This is a genomic window from Nonomuraea composti (assembly GCF_012034275.1).
Lineage (GTDB): Bacteria > Actinomycetota > Actinomycetes > Streptosporangiales > Streptosporangiaceae > Nonomuraea > Nonomuraea composti.
This window is the reverse complement of the sequence record NZ_JAATEP010000058.1, coordinates 19,671-40,217: the sequence shown is the minus strand read 5'-3', so window position 1 is coordinate 40,217 and position 20,547 is coordinate 19,671. Positions and strand designations below refer to the sequence as shown.

18 protein-coding genes are annotated in these 20,547 nt (G+C 74.1%); 6 read left to right on the top strand and 12 right to left on the bottom strand.

Translation table 11 applies throughout. The features are described 5' to 3' along the window. Positions 1 to 2: 2 nt before the first annotated feature. The 5 genes from HCN51_RS61885 to HCN51_RS47685 all read right to left on the bottom strand — a co-directional run bounded on the left by HCN51_RS61885 (position 3) and on the right by HCN51_RS47685 (position 5,592). Positions 3 to 2,651, bottom strand: coding sequence for a S8 family serine peptidase (locus tag HCN51_RS61885; protein ID WP_168018579.1), 2,649 nt, complete (start codon positions 2,649 to 2,651; stop codon positions 3 to 5). Then, positions 2,648 to 2,944, bottom strand: coding sequence for a hypothetical protein (locus tag HCN51_RS47695; RefSeq protein ID WP_168018577.1), 297 nt, complete (start codon positions 2,942 to 2,944; stop codon positions 2,648 to 2,650). Before HCN51_RS47695 ends, HCN51_RS61885 begins: the two co-directional genes overlap by 4 nt. Before the next feature lie 53 nt (positions 2,945 to 2,997). After that, positions 2,998 to 3,963 carry a hypothetical protein gene (locus HCN51_RS47690; RefSeq protein WP_168018575.1) on the bottom strand — a complete coding sequence of 322 codons (966 nt, stop codon included), beginning with the start codon at positions 3,961 to 3,963 and terminating at the stop codon, positions 2,998 to 3,000. Positions 3,964 to 4,099: 136 nt separating this feature from the next. Further along, on the bottom strand, positions 4,100 to 4,219 hold the full coding sequence (locus HCN51_RS63215; protein WP_428981580.1) for an MFS transporter small subunit: 120 nt from the start codon (positions 4,217 to 4,219) through the stop codon (positions 4,100 to 4,102). Next, entirely contained in the window at positions 4,216 to 5,592 is a 1,377-nt protein-coding gene (locus tag HCN51_RS47685) for an L-lactate MFS transporter (protein WP_168018573.1), read from the bottom strand. The genes HCN51_RS63215 and HCN51_RS47685 overlap by 4 nt, the downstream gene beginning before the upstream one ends. Positions 5,593 to 5,725: 133 nt before the next feature. Here HCN51_RS47685 and HCN51_RS47680 point away from each other — a divergent pair, with 133 nt between their 5' ends. Together HCN51_RS47680 and HCN51_RS47675 are read left to right on the top strand one after the other, a co-directional pair. Further along, positions 5,726 to 7,189, top strand: a complete 1,464-nt coding sequence (locus tag HCN51_RS47680; protein ID WP_168018571.1) for a carboxylesterase/lipase family protein — start codon at positions 5,726 to 5,728, stop codon at positions 7,187 to 7,189. A gap of 78 nt (positions 7,190 to 7,267) precedes the next feature. Continuing rightward, positions 7,268 to 7,996, top strand: a complete 729-nt coding sequence (locus HCN51_RS47675; protein WP_168018569.1) for a maleylpyruvate isomerase family mycothiol-dependent enzyme — start codon at positions 7,268 to 7,270, stop codon at positions 7,994 to 7,996. 54 nt (positions 7,997 to 8,050) lie between these two features. On the opposite strand, the gene HCN51_RS47670 is transcribed toward HCN51_RS47675, so the two are convergent. The 4 genes from HCN51_RS47670 to HCN51_RS47655 all read right to left on the bottom strand — a co-directional run bounded on the left by HCN51_RS47670 (position 8,051) and on the right by HCN51_RS47655 (position 12,114). Next, positions 8,051 to 8,554 (bottom strand): MarR family transcriptional regulator, encoded by a 504-nt coding sequence (locus HCN51_RS47670; protein WP_168018567.1) that lies wholly within the window; start codon positions 8,552 to 8,554, stop codon positions 8,051 to 8,053. A 185-nt stretch (positions 8,555 to 8,739) separates the two neighbouring features. Continuing rightward, positions 8,740 to 10,449, bottom strand: a complete 1,710-nt coding sequence (locus HCN51_RS47665) for an FUSC family protein (RefSeq protein ID WP_168018565.1) — start codon at positions 10,447 to 10,449, stop codon at positions 8,740 to 8,742. A 307-nt stretch (positions 10,450 to 10,756) separates the two neighbouring features. Then, positions 10,757 to 11,215, bottom strand: a complete 459-nt coding sequence (locus HCN51_RS47660) for an Hsp20/alpha crystallin family protein (RefSeq protein ID WP_168018563.1) — start codon at positions 11,213 to 11,215, stop codon at positions 10,757 to 10,759. Positions 11,216 to 11,538: 323 nt separating this feature from the next. Continuing rightward, positions 11,539 to 12,114 (bottom strand): Rossmann-fold NAD(P)-binding domain-containing protein, encoded by a 576-nt coding sequence (locus HCN51_RS47655; RefSeq protein ID WP_206068727.1) that lies wholly within the window; start codon positions 12,112 to 12,114, stop codon positions 11,539 to 11,541. A 26-nt stretch (positions 12,115 to 12,140) separates the two neighbouring features. Here HCN51_RS47655 and HCN51_RS47650 point away from each other — a divergent pair, with 26 nt between their 5' ends. From HCN51_RS47650 to HCN51_RS47640, 3 genes are all read left to right on the top strand, one after another. Next, positions 12,141 to 12,476 (top strand): Hsp20/alpha crystallin family protein, encoded by a 336-nt coding sequence (locus HCN51_RS47650; RefSeq protein ID WP_168018559.1) that lies wholly within the window; start codon positions 12,141 to 12,143, stop codon positions 12,474 to 12,476. Positions 12,477 to 12,664: 188 nt separating this feature from the next. After that, positions 12,665 to 14,611: a S41 family peptidase gene (locus tag HCN51_RS62730; protein WP_206068726.1), complete on the top strand. Its 1,947-nt coding sequence runs from the start codon at positions 12,665 to 12,667 to the stop codon at positions 14,609 to 14,611. 183 nt (positions 14,612 to 14,794) lie between these two features. Beyond that, entirely contained in the window at positions 14,795 to 15,640 is an 846-nt protein-coding gene (locus tag HCN51_RS47640) for an LLM class flavin-dependent oxidoreductase (protein ID WP_168018557.1), read from the top strand. Here the strand turns inward: HCN51_RS47640 and HCN51_RS47635 are convergent. Continuing rightward, a complete protein-coding gene (locus HCN51_RS47635; RefSeq protein WP_206068725.1) occupies positions 15,637 to 16,974 on the bottom strand; it encodes an NsdA family TPR-like regulatory protein in 1,338 nt (445 codons plus the stop codon). The genes HCN51_RS47640 and HCN51_RS47635 overlap by 4 nt on opposite strands. Positions 16,975 to 17,108: 134 nt before the next feature. On the opposite strand from HCN51_RS47635, the gene HCN51_RS47630 reads away from it, so the two are divergent. Continuing rightward, entirely contained in the window at positions 17,109 to 18,560 is a 1,452-nt protein-coding gene (locus HCN51_RS47630) for a hypothetical protein (RefSeq protein ID WP_168018555.1), read from the top strand. Positions 18,561 to 18,577: 17 nt separating this feature from the next. Here the strand turns inward: HCN51_RS47630 and HCN51_RS47625 are convergent, their stop codons facing one another. Continuing rightward, a complete protein-coding gene (locus HCN51_RS47625) occupies positions 18,578 to 19,801 on the bottom strand; it encodes a sialidase family protein (protein ID WP_168018553.1) in 1,224 nt (407 codons plus the stop codon). 57 nt (positions 19,802 to 19,858) lie between these two features. Continuing rightward, positions 19,859 to 20,542, bottom strand: a complete 684-nt coding sequence (locus HCN51_RS47620) for an NAD(P)H-binding protein (protein ID WP_168018551.1) — start codon at positions 20,540 to 20,542, stop codon at positions 19,859 to 19,861. Positions 20,543 to 20,547: the final 5 nt, after the last annotated feature.

Here is a 20,547-nt window from a genome sequence, read left to right as displayed (position 1 = left end):
TGTCACTCGGGCCGCAGGCGGGCGCGTTCGGCGATGAACGCGAGCAGCCGTTCGACGTCCCAGCCGCGCACCCGGGAGGCGTCGTCGCTCTGATGGTGGCGGATCTCGCAGTTCAGCACCTCCCTGGTGCCGCTGTCGGCGGTCAGCGTCAGCGTGAACGTGTGCCGCTCCGGCACCGCCCGGCGCTCCCCGGCCGCGAGGTCGGCGGCCTGGCGGATCCAGCCCTGCTTGGCCAGGCGTTCGGCGCCGATGCCCGCCGGGTGCAGGATGGCGGCCAGCTCCTCCACCGACAGAGCGGAGAGCTGCTCGAACGTGGTGATCCCGGCCTCATGGAGCAGCCCCGCGATCTTCGGGCCGACGCCCTTGACCCGCTGGAAGTCGTCCCCGGCCACGGCGGGGGGCGCGCCTTCCACCGGCACCATGTGGCCGGGGCCGCCGTTGTCGTCGCGGGTCCACAGGCCGCCGCGGTCGGTGACCACGATCTCGCAGTGGTAGGCGCCCGGCGGGAGCCCGCTCAGGTCGGCGCGGTGCTCGCGGCCGAAGCCGGTGCCGGTGCGCTCGGCCACGTGCTTGCCGATGGCCAGGCGGGCGGGGACGGTGTGGCACCGTACCCGCCAGGAGCAGTCCGTGTCCGTCTCCCACAGCAGCGTGGCGCCCTCGGCGCGCACGTTCACGACCTTCGGGAACGCGGCGGTGGCGGCCAGCTCGACGGCCCGCGCGACGTCCAGCTTCCCGGCGCCCCAGGCGTGATCGACGTCCGGCTCGCCGACGCCCCGACCCTGCTCGGGGTCGGGTTCGCGGGCGCCCCGAGCTTGCTCGGCATCCGGCTCGCCGGCCGGTCCCGGGCCCGGTGGTCTGGCGGCGCGGCGCAGGAGCTGGGCCGCCTGCTCCCCCGTGAGCTGGGCCAGGCCGCTCATGGCGCGGGCGGCCAGGACGAGGGCGGCGGCGCCGCAGACGTGGGGCGCGGCCATGCTCGTCCCCGCCATGAGGGTGTGCGCGGGGTCGGGCTGGGGCGGCAGCGGGCTGCCTGCGCGGCGGGCCGAGACGACGGTCTCGCCGGGCGCGGCGAGGTCGGGCTTCACGTGGCCGAGCCGGGTGGGGCCGCGGCTGCTGAACGCCGACAGCGAGCCGAAGCCGGCGCTCCAGTCGGTGGGCCGGGTGGCGTACGAGCCGACGGTGAGCAGGCGGCGCGCGGTGCCGGGCACGGTGATCGTCCGGGACGGGTCGGACGAGCCGGCCGCGAACCTGGTCTGCTCCCCCGCCCCGGGCCCGCCGCGCGGCGCGCGCTCGATCCAGGCGTCGTAGCGGCCGTGCGTGACGGGGCCTCCGCGCAGCACCAGCCGCCACAGGCCCGCCTCGATGCCCTGCCCGGCCCGTCCCGCGGAGATGATGACGGTGGTGGCGGTGTCGCCGCTGGCCGAGGCGTCGGTCTCGCTGTCGATCGTGACCCGGTCGCCGCCCCTGGTGGTGAACGTCCGCTCCTCGCCGGGGGCGGTGAACGGCGTCTGCGACCCGCTGGGCGGCGCCACGCTCACGCTGATCTCGTCCTCGCCGCCGAACCACACCTCCACGATGTCGTCCTCGGCGTCGCCCGGCTGGACGAGCAGGTCGAGCGTGACGACCTCGCCCTCCGCGATCGTGCCGCCCGCGTGGGTACGCCACTCGTGCTCGTTCCCGGCCGACTTGACGATGACGACGCCGGGGCGGCGGGCGTAGGCGTCCAGGGCCCGCTCGACCAGCGACTCGCCGGAGTGGCCGCCGCCGTTCATGCCCTGGCTGACGTTGATGGCGACGGGACGGCCCTCGGCCCGCCGTACGACGTAGTCGACCGCGGCGACGAGCTGGGTCGAGCGGCCGAGCGTGACGCCGGGCTCGCCGGCCAGCGCGACCACGATGAGGTCGGCGTGCGGCGCGATGCCCTGGTAGACGCCGCCGAGCTGGCTGTCGTCGCCGGCCGCGATGCCGGCCACGTGGGTGCCGTGCCCGCCGTCGGCGTCCTCGTGCGGCACGATCTCCAGGGGGTGCGGGTCGCCGAGCGCCTTGTCGAGGTCCTCCTTGGCGTACTCGGCCCCGTACGGCACGGAGCCGCCGGCCGGTGCGGGCGCCGACTGGTCCCAGAGGCGCAGGATGCGGGAGCCGCCGGCGTGGCGGAAGGCCGGGTGCGTGTAGTCGATGCCGGAGTCGATGATCGCCACGATGGCGCCCTCGCCGAGCAGGGGGCCCGAGCCGTCGGGGGCGGGGACGGCGCCGCGTACGTCCTTGAGCGAGATGTTCAGCTCCGGGAACAGCGGCCTGGACGACTCGATCCGCGTCACCGACCCGTGCGCGGCCAGCTCCTCCAGCCGGGCGACGGGCACCCGCGCGGTGTAGAGCGGGCCGGGCGGGCCCGCGTCCCCCTGCGCCGTGTGGACGGTCAGGCCCGGCACATCGTCGAGCGCGCGACGGTCACTCGCGCTCAGCAGCACCTCAACGGTCCCCTCCACCGCACCCGACACCGCACCCGACACCGTGCCCACTTCCGGGCCCACTTCCGGGCCCACTTCCGGGCCGCGCCGCCACCCGACGCGGTCCGCCAGCGTCGTGCCCTCCAGGTCGGCCTGCTCCCGTGTCCGCGCGAGGAGGTGCCGCAGGCGTGCGTCCAGCGTTCTCATGCCCATCCCTGCCCTTGCTCCTGATGCCCCTCGCGGGACAGCTCGATCCGCAGCACGAAGGGCAGCCCGGCCAGCCGCCGCAGCGGCGCGACCCCCTCGACGGCTCCGGAGACGACGGCTCCCTCGGCCGCGTACGTCCTCAGGCCGGCCGCGCGCAGCTCTGCGAGCTGTGCGCGGCTCGGCGGCACCGCGATGAGCAGGAGGATCTCCAACGTGCCGGCCTCGTCACCGGCGGCGGCCAGGTGGTGCCTGGTCCGCGCGTCGAGCTTGGCCCGCCACTCCTCCGTGCTCATGACGCGCTCATGACGCGCTCAGACGCGCTCATGACGCGGTACGGATGCGCGGGCTACGCGTAGATCAGCATCCTGACGGGGCTCTCCTCGACGATGCCCGGCAGGATGTCGGGCTGGCCGAGGAAGCCGGGCTGCAGGTCGGGCCGGAACCACCGGCTGGCGAACCCGGCGAACGGCGGCAGGCCGACGCCGACGCCGAGGATGTCCACGGTGAGGTGGATCTCCAGCGGGCGCGGCTGGCCGTCGGCGGGCTGGGGCGCGGTCGGGATCTGCAGGGGCACGATGTTGAAGAACCCGGCGTTGAACGCCTCGGGGGCGGGGGCCAGCACGGGCCCGGGGGTGACGGTGTTGAGGTCGACGGTGACGCCGCGGACCTGGAAGACGTACGGCGCCATGACGTCGGCCGCGGAGGGCCCGCCGGGCAGCGGCATCGGGTTGCGCCAGAGCACGGCGAACAGGACGACCTTCTCCCCGAAGCGCACGACGCGCGCCGGCTGGAGCGGCCCGCCCTGGAACGTCTCCCGGTACGGCCCCACGGCCATGAGGTCGAACCAGAGGTACGGCGGCTGGAGCTGCGTGATCGGCGTCGTGACCTCGGGCATCCCGGCGGCCCTGGAGCCCGCGATCTGCCCGCCGGCGCGGCCCGGCTCGGCGATCCTGGCCTGCTCGCCCTGGCGGCCCTGCTGGGCCATGCCCGGGTACGCGGGCGCGCCGAGCGATTCGTGGTAGCCGCCGGCGCTGACGGGCTCCTGCATGCGGGTGGCCTGCTGGGCGTGCATCGGCTGCTGCGCCCGCATGGGCTGCCGCGCCTGCGTGGACTCCTGCATGCGGGCGGCGGCCCGCTCCGACAGCATGCGGTACTTCTCCTGGTACCGCATCGTGTAGTGGTCGAGGCTGCCCTCGATCTCCCGCATGATCGCCTGGACCCGGTCGTCGGCCAGCAGCTCCCTGGTGGCCGGGTCGGGCTGCATCTCGGCGATCTGTCTCTGCGTGGTGGTCCTCAGGTCGGTGATCGACATTGATCTGCCCCTCGCTTCGGGCGGGCTCAGTGTCCCGCGTGCCCCGTAACCTGGCACGCCCCGCTTAGCGAGCGCTGAGGACCGCCCTGCGCCGCCGCTTAGTTTCCGCTTCGGTCCTGCCGGTCCTGTCTCGGTGTCAGCCGGAGAAGAGCTGGGTGAGCTTCAGGAACAGCTCGTACACCCCGTACGCGAAGGGCAGGCCCACCCAGATCCAGGCCAGCACCATCAGCCCGGTGCGCCGTTCCTTGGTGCTCATACGGCCTGTCCCTTCTCCAGCACCGCCGCCGGCCGTTCGTGGTGTCTCTCGTGGACGGGACGGATCAGCTCGTTGGCGAGGAAGCCCACCGCGAGCAGCCCGATCATGATGAACAGCGAGGTCGTGTAGAGGTCGGGGCCCGAGCGCCCGGCGGCCTTCTGCGCGTCGGCGATGGCGTTGACGATGAGCGGGCCGAGCACGCCGGCGGTGGACCAGGCGGTGAGCAGGCGGCCGTGGATGGCGCCGACCTGGTAGGTGCCGAACAGGTCCTTGAGGTAGGCGGGCACGGTCGCGAAGCCGCCGCCGTAGAAGGACAGGATGCCGAGCGCGCAGATGATGAACAGCGGCTTGGAGGTCTCGCCGGCCAGGGCGATGACGAGGTACAGCAGCGCGCCGACGCCCAGGTAGACGCGGTACATGTTCTTGCGTCCGATGAGGTCGGAGGTGGAGGACCAGACGAAGCGGCCGGTCATGTTGGCCAGCGACAGCAGCGCCACGAACCCGGCCGCCGCGCCCGCCGCGACGGCCGCGTGGGTGCCGGTGAAGAAGTCGGTGATCATCGGCGCGGCCTTCTCCAGGATGCCGATGCCGGCGGTGACGTTGCAGCACAGCACGATCCACAGGCAGTAGAACTGCGGGGTGCGCAACGCGTTGCGGGCCGAGACGTCGGCCGTGGTGACCAGCCTCCGGGCCTTCGGTGCGGCGGGCCGCCGGCCCTTCGGCGCCCAGCCGTCGGGCGGCACCCGTACGAGCAGCACGCCCATCGACATGAACACCGCGTAGACGACGCCGTGAACGAGGAAGGTCGTGGCGATCCCGGTCGTGGTCGGGCCGAACGAGGCGAGCATCTGCGCCGACCACGGCGAGGCGATGAGCGCGCCCCCGCCGAACCCCATGATCGCGATGCCGGTGGCCATGCCCGGCCGGTCCGGGAACCACTTGATCAGCGTGGAGACGGGCGAGATGTAGCCGATGCCGAGGCCGATGCCGCCGACGAAGCCGTAGCCGAGCACGACCAGCCAGTACTGGCGGGTGAGCACGCCCAGCGCGGACAGCAGGAAGCCGGAGGAGAAGCAGGTCATCGAGACGAACATGGCCCAGCGGGGCCCGTTGCGCTCGACGAGCGTGCCGCCGAAGGCCGCCGACAGGCCGAGCATGACGATGCCGAGCTGGAACGGCAGCGCGCTCTGGGTGCCGGAGAGCTCGAGCGCGGACTCCAGCGGGGGTTTGAACACGCTCCACGCGTACGCCTGCCCGATGGCCAGGTGCACGGAGAGCGCCGCGGGCGGCACGAGCCAACGGCTCCAGGTGGGTGCCGCCACGGTACGGGAACGACTGAGGAAGCCGGTGGGACTCGCGAACCTCGTACTCATTGACACGCATCATCGCTTATCACATACGGTATGCAGTATCTGGCATGCTTCTGCTCTTTACGGCGAGCGGTCAGATCTCGTCGCCGAACGGCCCCGTAATCTTGGATCCAGATTCCAAGAAAGGCGGCCGAGCATGAGCACCACCCCAGACCCCGAGGTCCGGATCACGACCGGCGGCGTGCGCGGCCGCACCGAAGGCGGCCTGGCCGTCTTTCGCGGCATCCCGTACGCCCGGCCCGCCCGCCTCGGCGCCCCCGAGCCCGCCGAGCCGTGGGACGGCGTCCGCGACTGCGCGGCCTTCGGGCCGCCGCCGCCCCAGCGGTCCATGGTCACGGGGGCCGTGGAGGGCGGCGGCGCCGAGAGCTGCCTGACGGTCAACGTCTGGTCGCCGTCCCTCGGCGCCGGCGCGCGCCTGCCCGTCATGGTGTGGATCTACGGCGGCGCCTACCGGGGCGGCCAGTCCGGCGACTCCGTCTACGACGGCGCGATCCTGGCCAGGGAGGGGAACGCGGTCGTCGTCACCCTCAACTACCGGGTCGGCATGGAAGGCTTCGCCCACCTCGACGGCGCGCCCGCCAACCGGGGGCTGCTCGACCAGGTGGCGGCGCTGGAATGGGTGCGCGACAACGTGGCCGCGTTCGGGGGCGACCCGGAGCGGGTCACCGTGTTCGGGGAGTCGGCGGGAGCCGGATCCATCATCGCGCTCATGGCCATGCCGCGCGCCGCCGGGCTGTTCGGGCGGGCGATCGCGCAGAGCGTCCCCGGCACGTACTTCTCCTCGCCGCTCGCCGCCGACATCGCCGGCGTCCTCGCCGCCGAGCTGGGCCTGCCGCCCGAGGCCGGCGCGCTCGCCGCCGTCGACCCCGGCCGGCTCGTCACCGCCGCCGAGGCCGCCACGGCCAAGATGCGCCAGTACGAGGACCGCTGGGGCGCCGTCGCCCACACCGTCACCCCGTTCTCCCCGGTCGTGGACGGCGACGTGCTGCCGCGCGACCCCTGGAGCGCGCTGGCCGCCGGGGCGGGGCGCGACGTCGAGCTGATCGTCGGCCACACGCGGGACGAGTACCGGCTGTTCACCCAGATGGGGCAGGCGGAGGGCCGCGACCTGCTGGGCGTTTTCGCGCCCGGACGCGAGCGGGCCTACCGCGACGCCTACCCCTCGGCCGGGCCCGACCTGCTCGACGAGCTCGTCCAGTCCGACTGGCTCTTCCGGATGCCGTCCCAGCGGCTCGCCGACGCGCAGTCCGCCGGGGGCGGGCGGGTGTACGCGTACGAGCTGGCCTGGGCCTCCCCCGCCATCGGGGCGGCCTGCCACGGGCTCGACGTGCCCCTGGTGTTCGGCAACCTGGGCAGCGGGATGGGCACGTTCTTCCTCGGCGACCCCGCCCCCGGCGAGGCCGCCACCGTGTCGGCGTCCTTCCGGCACGCCTGGACCCGCTTCGCGGCCGGCGAGGGGCCGGGCTGGGCACCGTACGAACCGGAAGGCCGCCTCACCCGGGTCTTCGACGTGGAGCCGGCGGTCGTCCCCTACCCGGAGGAGGCGTCCCGCCGCATCTGGGCCACCCACACGTTCACCACCCTCCCCCTCCTCACCTGAGCCGCGCCCTCGCCCGCGGGCCCGCTCGCAGCCCCGCACCATCCCGCCTCAGAACTTTGTTCTGTAGTGTGGTAGGACATGACGGACATCTTCGATGACCTCCAGGCCGAGTACGAGCAACTCGACGCCGTCCTCGCCGCCCTCACCCCCGCCCAGTGGTCGCACCCATCGGCCGCCCCCGGCTGGACCGTCTCCGACGTGGTCCTCCACCTCGCCCAGACCGAAGAGCTGGCCGCCGCCTCGATCCGGGGCGAGCTGGCCGGCCCGCGGAACCGCGGCGAGGTGGACGCCATGGCCGACAGCGCCGTGGCCGCCGAGCGCGACATCGCCCCCGCCGACCTCCTGGCCCGCTGGCGGGCGGCCACCGCGTTCATGCCCGCCGCACTCCGCGCCCACCCCAAGGGCAGCCGCCTGACCTGGGTCGCCGCCAGCCTCTCCCCCGCCACCCTGGCCACCACCCGCCTGGCCGAGCACTGGGCGCACGCCCTCGACATCACCGGCCCGCTCGGCCTCGCCTACCCCGACACGCCGCGGCTACGGCACATCGCCTGGCTGGGGCATCGCACGCTGCCGTACGCGTTCGAGGTGGAGGGCCTGACGGGCGGGCCCGTCCGCTGCGAGCTGACCGCACCCCACGGCGAGGCGTGGCACTTCGGCGACCCGGCCGCGCCGTCCGTCATCACGGGGCCCGCGGGCGACTTCTGCCGCGTCGGCGCCCGCCGCCTGAGCCCCGCCGACTCGGCACTCAAGGCCACCGGCCCCCACGGCCCCCAGGCCCTGGCCGTCCTACGCAACTACGCCTTCTGAGCCACCCGCTGACCGCCTTCTGGGCCACCCGCTAACCGCCGTCTGAGCCACCCGCTAACCGAGCATCCCGCCCAGGCGGCCCTCCAGCATCAGCAACAGCTCCCCCAGCAGGTCGGCGAGCTCCCGCTCCTTCTCGGCGGGCAGGCCGGCCAGCAGCGCGGTCTCGTACTCCAGCTGCTCCGGCACCAGCCGCAGGATGAACTCCCTGCCCCGCTCGGTGAGCGACAGGTGCGCCACGCGGCGGTCGCGGTCGTCCACCCGGCGGGCGACCAGGCCGATCTCCACCAGCCGCCGCGCCCGCTTCGTCACGGCGGCCCCCGAGGCGAACGTCTCGCGGGCCAGCCTGCCCGGCGTCAGCTCGCCACCCACCCTGAGCAGGGCGCACAGGAGGTCGTACTCGGCCCGGTTCACGCCGGCGCGGCCGAGCGGCGCGTCGGCGGCCTGGTGCAGGAGGGCGGTGCAGCGGTTGAGCCGGCCGATGACGGCGATGGTGTCGAGGTCGGCGTCGGGGAGGACCTTCCGCCACTGGCGCAGCGCGACCGCCACGGCGTCCTCCACGTGCCCGATCCTTCCTGCGGCTGGGGTGTCCGGTGGCTTCCGATCGTACGCGCCACCGACACCTCCGCGCCCCACCACCGCTGCCCTCGGTCACCGCCGCACCCCGCCACCGCCGCACCCCGCCACCGCCGCGCCCCACCACCGCCGCGCCCTGCCACCGCCGCGCCTCGGCACCGCCGTCCCGGTCAGGCGGGCAGCTGGGCCAGCCGGTGGTGGCCGGCGCGTTCGGCGGCGGCGATGCGCTCCTGTGGCAGCGTCGCGCTCCACCACTCGCCCGCCGCGACGTCGGCCGCCTCACGCAGCTCCACCAGCGCACCCCGCAACCGGTCCCGCGCGTCCCGGCCCTCCGTGAGCGGCTCCCCCACCAGCCGTTCCAGCCGCTCCAGCCCATCCTGTACGCGGGCGGCGGCCCGCCGGTCGGGCACGAGCACGCACGCCAGCAGCCCGGCGGCGGCCCCGAGGCACGTGTCCAGCCACCGATCGGCCACGAGCGCCGACACCGGCCCCGCCCCGGCGAACTCCGTCATCAACATGGCCATCGGCGCCACGAACACGCTCCCCAGCCAGTAGTTGCGGGTGATGGCCGCCTCCGTCACGAACTGCATGACCAGCACCGCCACGATCAACGCCACCGCACCCCACCTGGTCACGGGCACGATCGCGGTGAACAGGGCGACGCCGAGCAGGTTGCCGAGCACGCGCTGGAGGGCGCGGCTCCACGACATGGTGGTGTTGGCCGCGAACACGGCCGCCGCCGTCACGACGGCCCAGTACGGCCGTCCCACGCCGAGCGCCATCGACCCCCACCCCGCCAGCGCCGCACCCGCGAACACCGTCACGACCACCCGCCACCACCGGGCCACCAGCACCAACGGCACCCGCCACCGCACCCCGGCGACCGAAGCACGCTCGGCGGCGATGCCGTCCAGTCCCGCCCGCTCGGCCGCGATGCCCGCCAGTTCCGCCCGCTCGCCCGCGTCCGTGCGCGCGTCGCAGAGCGGCGGCTCGGGGACGGGACGGCCCTTGCGCAGGTCGTGCGCCCAGGCCACGAGCACGTCGGCGTCCACCCCACCACCGGCACGGGTGGCGGCCGACTCGGCCCGCGCCAGCAGCCGCCGCAACCCGTCGCGCCGGTCCCCGGAACGCAGCAACGTCTGCCACGCCCCGTTCACAGCCGCGGCGGCAGCGTGGCGCGCCTGGTGATCGTCGCCACCCCGCGCCCGGCGGACGTCGCCCCGAGCGCCAGGAGGCCAAGCCGGGCCTCGCGGGGCGCCTTGGGCGTCATCGCGAGCACGCACCAGCCGCGCCGTCGCCTCCAGGGCGCGGGCGACCGCGATGCGCTCGGGTCCGTCCGGACGGACGAGGCCCGGGGCCATCCCGACCACCCAGGCCACGATCCCGCCGAGCACCCCCAGCCCGATGTGCAGCGGCACGTCGGCGAGGCGCTGCCCCGGGACGAAGGCGGCGCCGGCGGCGATGAAGGTGAGCACGACGTTTCCCGGCGGGCCGATCCTGGTGGCGTCGCAGGCCGCCTTGTGCAGCCCCGCCAGCAGGGCGGCCACGGCCACGCGGACGGCGACGGAGTCGGTGAGGGCGGCGGTGACGAGGGCGGCGGCGGTGCCGGCCAGCATCCCCAGCACGACCCGGCCGAGCGCCCTGGCCCGCGCGGCGTACGGCAGGCCGTGCCCGTACAGGGCGCACATCGCCCCGGCGGAGGCGTACAGGGTGAGGTCCAGCCGCCCGGCCGCGAGAAGGGCGAGCAGGACGACGGCGAGCGCGGCCACCCCGCTCAGGGCGGGCTTGTGCCAGATGTCGCCGAGGGGCGCGAGCCGCAGCGCGGCTCGGACGGGCAGGCGGACACGGGGCTTGAGCTGGTGAAACGGGAGGGCACTCACTCAACAAGTTTAGCAAGTGTTTCACTCGTAAAATAATGGACCACCCTCCGGCCACCTCGCCATACGACGCCAGGGAGTGCCGACGTCGCCGCACGGTGGAGCCACGTGCCGCCTCCACCAGGACGGCCTCGCCGGCCCGCCCCAAACAGCACGGCTTACGCCGGCCCGCCCCACTCCAGCCACCCCGGTGGCCCGCAACCTCGCCGGACGCCAGGCCGGGGCAACAGCGCCAGGCCGGGGCAGCAGGACAGGGCAGCAGGACAGGGCAGCAGGTCCAGGTGCCAGGTCGGGGCGGCAGGCTGGAGCGTCAGGCGGTGCGGACGGCGATGCGGCGAGGCCGGGCGGCGTCGGTCTTCGGAAGGCGTACCGTCAGGACGCCGTCCGTCAGGTCGGCGCGGATGCGGTCGGCGTCGACGCCCACCGGCAGCAGGGTGTGGTAGGCGAAGCGGCCGACGCGGCGGGTGCGGTAGCGCAGCCAGCCCACCTTCTCCTTCTCCTGGATGCGGCCGGTGATGCGCAGCTCGTTCCCGGCGACCTCGACCGTCACGTCTCTGCGCTTGACGCCGGGGAGGTCGATCTCGACGAGGTAGGCGTCGTCGTTCTCGGTGATGTCGGCCGGGGGCGTCCACATGCCCGTCTGGGCGTCGCCGCCGATCAGTACGCTCATGCGGTGCTGCAGGTGGACGAGCTCGTGCAGCGGGTCCGGCGGCGCGAGGGAGTCGCGGGCAGGACGCAGCGGTGCCGAGCGCAGCACGGGTAGGGCCATCGTCTTCTCCCTTCGAAGCGTCGTCGTGCGCTTCGTTCCGTCGCGGACAGGTCGTGTCGGAGCAGCGTGAGGGACGGTCAGGTCGATCGAGTCGCGGGCGCCGCCGGGGTGCCGGCGGGCCGTTCGGCGGAGTGAGGGGGAGCGGAACGGTTCGGAGGGGAACGGTTCGGCGCGCATCGGCATGGCTTCCTCCTCGCTGCTCCTTCCCCAGGTCCCGTTGGGTGGAGGACCGTTCCTTGAGTCTCATCGACTCAACTTACCTACATCCGTACAACGAACTAATATGCCTGTCAAATTCCATTGCCGGCATCGCGGCAGGGCCGTCAGGCGCGGAAGTCGGCGGCGTGGTCGCGGGCCCATGCGGCGAAGGTCTGGGCGGGCCGGCCGGTGAGTTTCTCCACGATCGTGCTGGTCTCGGGGGCGGCCGTCGTGCCCGCGGCCCACGCCCCCATGATCGCCTCCACGCCCATGGCGGGCATCACCTCGCTCAGCTCCGCGCGTGCCTGCTCGGGAGTCACCTCCTCGATGGGGATCCGCCGGCCGAGGGCCGCCCCGATGTGCTCGACCTGCTCGCGCAGGGTGAGCGCCTGCGGCCCGTACACGGTGTACGCCTGCCGCCCGTGCCCCGGCTCGGTCAGCGCGGTCACCGCGAGCGCCGCCATGTCGCGCTCGCTGACGGGCGCGGTCATCGCCTCCGGGTACGGCAGCCGCACCGCTGCGCCGTTCCTGATGGGGCGGCTCCACCACCACAGCGTGTTGGTGGCGAACATGCCCGGCCGGATGAACGTCCACGACAGGCCCGACTCCTCCAGGGCCGACTCGACGGCGCGGTGCTGCCGCGCGATGGGGTTGCGCGCCGAGCCGGGCAGGACGACCGCCGCGGACGACAGCAGCACCACGCGCCGCACCCCCGCGTCGGTTGCCGATGGACGGCCTGCGCCGCGCCGACGAGGTGCTGCTGCGCTTCGACCTGCCCGGCATCGACCCCGACACCATCGACGTGAGCGTCGATCGCGGGGTCCTGACGGTCTCGGCGCACCGGCAGGAGACCTACGGTGACGACGAGCGGCTGTTCATCCGGGAGCGGCCCATGGGCGACTTCACCCGCCGGGTCTACCTGAGCGAGCACCTGGACGCCGACCACGTCGAGGCGGCCTACCGCGACGGCGTGCTGGCGGTGCGGATCCCGGTGCTGGAGACGGCCCGGCCGCGCAAGGTCCAGGTTCTCAAGGGCAACGAGGCCAAGGCGATCGGCGGGTGAGCACCTCCCGGAAGCGGTGACGGGCAGGAGGAGCCGGGCGGCCCGGCAGTCCTGGCAGGAGGAGCCGGGCCGCCCGGCGATCTCGGCATCAGGAGCCGGGTCGCCCGCCGCCCGCGCGCCGCACCCCCGCAGGCTAGGGAAAGCCCTAGGTTGTCTCCCGTGGCGACCCTCGCGGCGCCGGTGAAACCGTGCCGGTATTCGAGCGCGGCAGCGACTTCCGCGCGGACGACCGGAACGGGTGGACGAAGATGACCGAGCCCACGAGCGGGGCCGCGAAGCAGGAGCTCCAGGACTTCCTGCGCACGGCGGACAAACTCACACTCGACGACAGGAGACTCCTGGTCCAGCAGGCGCTGGTGCTCTTCGAGCAGAACTACGTGCATCTGCCGATGAAGGCCGCGATGCACGCCGTGAACCCAGTGCAGCGGCTGCGCCTGCTGGCCGTGCGCCTGAGCAGGCAGACCCCGCAGACCATGGGCCCGGAATGGCGCTTCCACGCGGAGCTGTCCGAGATCTTCCACTCGGTACGCGACCTGCACACCAACTACCTGCTCCCCCAGCCGTTCTCCGGCAGGATCGCCTTCCTGCCGTACCTCATCGAGGAGCACTATGACGGCGACCAGCGCCGTTACGTGGTCACCAAGACGGTGCAGGACTTCTCCTCGCCGGGCTTCGGCCCCGGCGTCGAGGTGACGCACTGGAACGGCATCCCGATCGACCGCGCGGTGGACATGAACGCGGCCAGGTTCGCCGGCAGCAACCCGGCGGCCAGGCACGCGCGCGGCCTGCAGTCGCTGACGATCAGGCCGCTGCGCGTGCACGTGCCGCCGGAAGAGTCGTGGGTGGTGCTCACGTACGTCGGCCAGGACGGGATCCAGCGCGAGCTGAGCACGACCTGGCGGGTCAGCGACAACCTGCCGCCGTTCGTGAACGCGGACGAGGTGTCGGCCGCCGCCACCGCCCAGGGCCTCGACCTGGGCGCGGACGAGATCAGCCGGGCGCTCAAGCTCCTGTACGTGCCCGAGGCCGTCACCGCGCAGGAGAGCCTGGGCGGCGCGGAGCTGACGGCGGAGCCCGCCGAGCCGGGCGCCGACATCGTGACGTCCATGCCCGGCTTCTTCCGGGCGAGGAGCGTCGTCACGCCATCAGGCACGTTCGGCCACATCCGCGTGTTCAGCTTCAGCGTCAACGATCCGGACGCGTTCGTCCGCGAGTTCGTCCGGCTCGTCGGGCTGCTGCCGCAGAACGGGCTCATCCTGGACGTCCGCGACAACGGCGGCGGCCACATCTTCGCCAGCGAGTTCCTGCTGCAGACGTTGACGCCGCGCCCGATCCTGCCGGAGCCGACGCAGTTCATCACGACGAACCTGAACCTGCGCATCTGCCGCCGCCACAAGGAGAACCCGACCGGCCAGATCGACCTCGGCCCGTGGTGCCCGTCGATGGAGCAGGCGCTGGAGACGGGCGCCGTCTTCTCCGCCGCGTTCCCGATCACCCCGGCGGGCGGGGCGAACGCGCTCGGCCAGCAGTACTTCGGCCCGGTCGTGCTGGTCACGAACGCGCTCTGCTACTCGGCGACGGACATCTTCGCCGGCGGCTTCCAGGACCACAAGATCGGCAAGATCCTCGGCACGGACGACAACACGGGCGCGGGCGGCGCGAACGTGTGGACGCACGAGCTGCTCAAGCTCCTGCTCGACGTCCCCGACAGCCCCTACAAGCCGCTGCCGGGCGGGGCGGGCATGCGGGTGTCGATCCGGCGCTCGCTGCGCGTCCACGACCTGGCCGGCACGCCCGTCGAGGACCTCGGCGTGGTGCCGGACTTCCGCCACCACATGACCCGCAGGGACGTGCTGCAGGGCAACGAGGACCTGCTCGCGCGGGCCGGCGAGATCCTGGCCGGGCAGCCGGTGCGGCAGCTCGACGTGCAGGTCGCCGCCGCGCAGCTCACGCTGACGACGGCGCTGGTGGACCGGGCCGACATCTACCTGGACGGCCGGCCGGCGGCGTCGGTGGACGTGACGCAGCAGGTCACGACCGTGCCGGTGCCGGGGGCCGGATCGGCGCAGGTCATCCGGGTGGAGGGGTTCCAGGGCGGCGAGCTGGTGGCCGCCCGCACGATCCTCCGCTCCTGAGCAGCACGGGAGGGACCCCGCACGCCGAGGTGCGGGGTCCCTCGCCGTTGTTGTAGGGTGATCTCAATTCGAACGCGCGCTTTCCAGAAGTAACGCCGCAGAGCGGAAGCGCACATCCCGGTCGATGGGGTGCTGAAGAGGGCGGCACGGTCCTTTGCCGTCTCTTCATTTCGGAGGCACCTCATGTACGTCGGCCTCGGCCTGCCCGTCACCGACCCCGAGTCGCTGCTCGACTGGGCCACCCGCGCTGAAGCGGGCCCCTTCACCACGCTGGGCCTGCTCGACCGTCTCGTCTACGACAACCCCGAGCCGCTGGTCACGCTCGCCGTCCTCGCCGGCGCCACCACCAGGATCCGGCTCCAGACCGAAGTCCTCCTGCCGCCGCTGCGGGAGACCGCGCTGCTCGCCAAGCAGGCCGCGACCCTCGACCGGCTCAGCGGCGGCCGGTTCGTCCTCGGCGTCGGCGTCGGCGGCCGGGCCGACGACCACGTGGCCGCCGGCACCGACCTGCGCGCCCGTGGCCGCCGCATGGACGAGCAGCTCGCCACGTTGCGGCGGCTGTGGTCCGGCGAGCCGTACGGTGACGGCGCCGGCCCCATCGGGCCCGCTCCCGCGCGGCCGGGCGGCCCTGAGGTGCTGGTCGGCGGGTTCAAGCCGCGCGCGCTGGAGCGCGTCGCCCGCTGGGGTGACGGCTTCCTCGCCGCCGCCCCGCCGTCCTGGGCGGGCGGGCTGTTCGACACCGTGCGGACGAGCTGGAAGGAGCACGGACGGACCGGCTCGCCCCGCATCGTCGCCCAGGTCACCGCGGCCATCGGCCCCCAGGAGGCGATCGACGAGGCGCGCGCGGCGATGGGCGCCTACTACGCCTCGTCGGGCGTCGCCGACTACATGGTCTCCGGGATGCGCACCACGCCCGGCGAGATCAGGGACGCCATCGCCCAATTCGAGGAGCTGGGCGCGGACGAGGTGATGCTCTACTGCTTCGGGCGCGACCCGGAGCAGGCCGACCGCCTTGCTGATCTTCTTTAGGACACGGCGGCGTCCGCCTCGGCGACCAGCGGGCTGGCGCGGTAGCGCTGCCAGCCCGCCCGCAGGCGGCGCAGCTCGTCGTGCACCCGGGCCGAGGCGATCAGCCGTACGTCGTCGCTCAGGCCCAGGACGGTGACGGCGGCCTGCTCCGGGTCGCCGGCCCGGACGCTGGCGTGCGCCGCCCGCAGCCCGATCAGCACGCGGGTGCGCAGCTCGACGGGCTGCCGCGCCTCCATGGACGCGGTGAAGTGGCGGGCGGCGGTGGCGTGGTCGCCGAGCTGGGTGAGGGTGAGGCCGATCTGGTGTTCCAGGGATTCGCGCCGGTAGTTGCCCAGCCATTCGGTCTCCGGCGGCGAGTCGGCGCGTTCGAGCTGGGTCTCCGTGCGGCGCAGGAGGGTGAGCGCGTCCCAGCGGGTGCCGGCCGCGGCGTGCGCCTCGGCGCGCATGCCGGTGATCCAGGCCAGCGTGCGCCGGGGGCCGTGCCCGCCGAGGGCCGAGGCGGCGGCGTCGGCCAGCGCGAGCGCTTCGGCGTCGTGGCCGAGCTCGGCGGCCTGCACGGCCATGCTGCGTAACGCCGTCGCCCGCAGCACCAGGTCGCCGGCCTCGTCGGCGAGCCGTACGGTGCTGATGTAGTAGCGCTGGGCCAGCGCGTTCGCGCCCGCGTCCATCGCCATGTACGCGGCGAGGTAGCTCAGCTCGGCCGCGGCCGTGAACAGGTCGGGCCTGGCGCGCCCGCCGGCCACGCCCAGCAGCGGGGTCACCTCGCGCGACAGGTAGGCGGCGACGGCGGCGCGGGCGTGGCCGCCGCCGAAGCGGTCGTCGAGGTCGGCGAAGGCGGCGGTGGCGGCGCGCACGCGGGCCACGTCCCCGGCTCCGGCGCGCGAGACGGGGGCCCGCGTCCCGCGCCTGACCAGGCCGGACAGCGCGGCCACGGCCGGCACCCCGCGCCCCGCCAGGCCCGACAGCGCGGCCAGCGTGAACGTGCCGGCGGTCAGCACGGTGCGGCGGTTGAGCAGGTCGTCCTCGCCGAGCGTGGCCAGGCGGGCGACCGGGTCGCCGTGCCACGGGTCGTCGGCGGGCGGGGCGGCGGCGGCGCCGGGCCAGCCCAGGTGCTCAGGCGTCAGGTCCGCCCGGCCGAGCCGGCGGCGGAACGCCTCCACGGCGGCGTGCACCGCCTCCGGCCTGGGAACGGTGCCGGTGAGCCAGTGCCCCACGGCCGAGCGGTCGTAGTGCAGGCGCTCGCCGGTCTCGGCGGCGACGGCGTTGACGTGCTGCGCGGTGGCGGCGTGCGTCCACCCGGCCTGCTCGATCAGCGCGGCCAGGGCCCGGTTCACGACCGGGCGGGTGCGCCGTGGCGGCATCTCATCTTCACATCGCTTCACATCGCGGTGCCCTCGACGATGCGCCGCACGCAGCGCACCGTCAAGAGAGCGGACGGTGACGTGATGGCCGAGGACGAGGAGGCTCCATGGCAGGGATGGACGTGGCGGCGGCCGAGGTGGCCCACGCCGAGCTGCTGACCGCGCTGGCGGGCAGGCCGCTGGTCGTCGTCGACCGGTACAGCACCGCCCTGCGCACCGGTTACACGGGGCCGATGCCCGTGGAGGCGCTGCGGCCCGCGCTGGGCATCGGCTGCTACGCGGCATGGGACCCGGCGCTGCCCGGCATGGTCGTGGCCGCCGAGGAGCAGACCGGCAGCCGCTCGGTGGCCGGGCGGCGCGGCTGGCTGCGGCGCGTACGCCACGAGGCCGCCCGGCACCTGGTCAAGCTGGATCGGCCGCCCGTCATCGCCACATGCCACACGGGCGCGCAGCTCCAGGAGCTGGCGGGACCCGGCGGGACCGTCGCGGCGATCGAGGCGGGCGTGCGGGCCACGATCGAGGCCCGGCACCTGTTCGACGACCTGCTGCGGGCGGCCGGGGTCCCGGCGGTGGCGCGGATCCGGTGCGTACCGGCCGAGCGGCTGCCGGGCCTGGCGGAGCTGCGGCGCGCGGTCGGCACCGAGCGGGTCGTGGTGCAGGCGGGCGACGGGTACGGCGGGCGCGGCACCGTGATCGTGTCGGGCGAGGAGGACATGTCCAGGGCGGCGCGGCTGCTCGGCCCGTACCGGGTGGCCGCGTACGTGGACGGCTGGCCGTGCGCCGTCACCGCGCTCAGCGTCCCGAACCTCACCGGCGGCGTCGGCGTGTACGTGGACCGGCCCGCGCACGAGACGACCGGCGTCGCCGAGCTGGGCCTCGGCCCGCTGTGCAGTGCCGGCCACGACTGGTCGCGCCCGTGGCCGCTGCCCGCCGCGGCGCTGCTCATCGAGTGCGCGGAGCGCATCGCGGTGTGGGCCTGGCGCAGGTACGGTGTCGCGGGGCTGTTCAGCCTGCGCGGCCTGCTCACGCCGGACGAGCGGGTCTACCTGTCGGCGGTCAGGTGGCGCTGCGACGACAGCACGGAGGTGTCGGCGGTCAACCAGCAGGCCGTCGGCGTGCCCCCGTTCCTGCCGGCCCACCTGGTGGTGATGCTGGGCGGCCGGGTGAGCTGGCTGCCGGACCCGCAGGATTTCAACCAGGTCAGCCTGCTGCGCGCCACCGAGCGCGGCGGGCCCTTCTCGGTGCGGGTGCGGCTGCGCGGCGACACGCCCTTACGGGTCGCGGCCGGCCAGGGGTCCGGCGTCTACCGGCTGGACCGAGCCGACCGGCCGCGCTGGGTGCGGCGCGCGGCCCATCCGGCCGAGGCCCTGGCCGACCTGGGCGAGTTCCTGCTCGCCGGCCTGCCGGCCACGGACGTGGTCTGCCACCCGGGCGCCGACCTCGTCACCATCGAGGCCGTCACGGACGGCGCCACGCAGCCCTTCCACGGCCCGGCCGGCGCGTCGCCGTTCACCCGCCGGGTGGCGGCGGCCGTCGAAGCTCTCCTGGTCCCCGCCTGATGGTCCCCCTGATGGGCTCAGGGCAGGCCGATGGCGCTCTCCCAGAACCAGTTCCACCGGATCTCGTCGCGGAAGCGGGCCGCGCCCGCCTCGTACAGCACGCCGATCGCGCCGTTGCCGAGCAGCGCCAGGTCCGAGTAGCCGGCGTGGTCGCCGTCGATGCGCACCCCGGCGTTGTCGATCGCGCCGTCGTGGTCGCGCCAGGTCGTGCCCTCGTCGAAGGACGAGCGCACGTTCATGCCCACCGGGTTGTTGTCGGTCTTGGGGGTGGCGGGCGCCGACAGCAGGATGCGGGTGTACGGGCCGCCGTCCCAGCGCTGGCGCAGCAGGGCGGGGTGGGTCGGCGGGGCGGTGATGGCGGCGTCGGCGCGGAAGCCGCCGTCGAACGTCAGGCCGCCGTCGCGGCTCACGCCCGTGGCCAGGCCGTGCACGGACGTCTGGTCGTCGGGGACGGCGCCGTTGCGGGCGATCACGAGGATGCTGCCGTCGGTCCGCTCGACGAGCGTCTGCTCGCCCAGCTTGAGCACCGATTTGTCGTACGTGGCGGTCGCGCCGGCGTTCCAGGTGCCGCCGTGGTCGTCGCTGTAGATCAGCCGTACGCTCTGCCGGCTCCCCACGGCGAAGTAGACCGGCACGACGAGGCGGCCGGCGTGCGTACCGCGCGTGAGCTGGATGCCGTGCCCGGGGCCGGTCGCGAACCAGTCGCCCGCCCCCGCCGGAGCCTTGATCACACCGGACAGGTCCTCCGGATCCGACCACGTGACCCCGTCGTCCTTGCTGACCTGCACCTTCGGAGTGCGGGGCGTGGTCTGGGTCGCGGTCGGCTCGGAGGTGGTGAACAGGAACACCGGCCCCGCGGAGTCGGCCACCACGGTCGCGTTCCCCTGGAGGGCGGCCCCCGCGGTGCTCTTCAGGACGTCGGTGCTCGCCCCCCAGGTGACGCCGTGGTCGGTGGAGCGGCGCATCACGACGTCGAACGCGCCGTGGTCGGCGCAGTTGTTCCTGTTGCGCCGCTCGGCGAAGGCGAGCAGCACGTTCCTGCTCGTCCTGACGACGGCCGGGAGCCGGAAGCAGGTGGTGAGCCTCGCCCCGGTGGCCGGGTCGGTGCTGATGAACTGCCTCCACAGGGTCTGCTTGTGCCAGGTGCGGGTGGGCGGCTGCGCGGCCGCGGCGGGCGCGGCGGTGATCGCCATGAGCAGGACCGCGCCGAGCGCGGCGCCCAGCGTGCGTAACTTCCGCATGATTGCCTCCATCTCGGGGTCATGATCCCCGCGCGGGCGCCGCGATCAACGCCGGGCTCAGTAACCCACGGTGAAGCGCCGCTGAACGTGCCGGGGCAGCTCCGCCTCGTCCACCACGGCGACGGCCACGTCCTCGGCGGAGATGGGGCTGGTGCCGTCCGCGCGCACCAGCAGCCGGTCATCGCCCACCCGGAACCTGCCGGTGCGCTCGCCGGGGTCGACCCGGCCCGACGAGGGGCTGAGGTAGGTCCAGCGGCGGTTGGACAGGCGGTAGAGCGCCAGGGCCTCGCGGTGGGCGAGCACGACCTTGACGTACTCCTCCGGGACGCCCAGGTTCGCCGGCAGGCCCTTGGCGAAGCCCTCGGTGTCCACCACCTGGAGCCCGGGGCGTACCTCAAGGCTGCCCGCGCCGCCGACCACGATCAGGCGGGCGGCGGGGTACGACTCCAGCGCTTCGAGCAGCGAACGCGCGGCGGCGGGGAGCACGTGGGCGTTGGCGATGGTCTCGGGGATGTCGCGGCCGGCGTTGAGCGCGTTCACGATCACGTCCAGACCGGCGATGGCCCCCGTCACGGCGGGCACGTCCATGACGTCGGCGACGCGCCACGTCACCTGCCCCGCGCCGGCGGGAATGCGGGTGGCGTCCCTGGTGAACGCGGTGACGTCGTGCCCGCGCGTCACCGCTTCGGCGACGACCCGCGAACCGATCACTCCCGTGGCTCCGAACACTCCGATACGCACTGTGG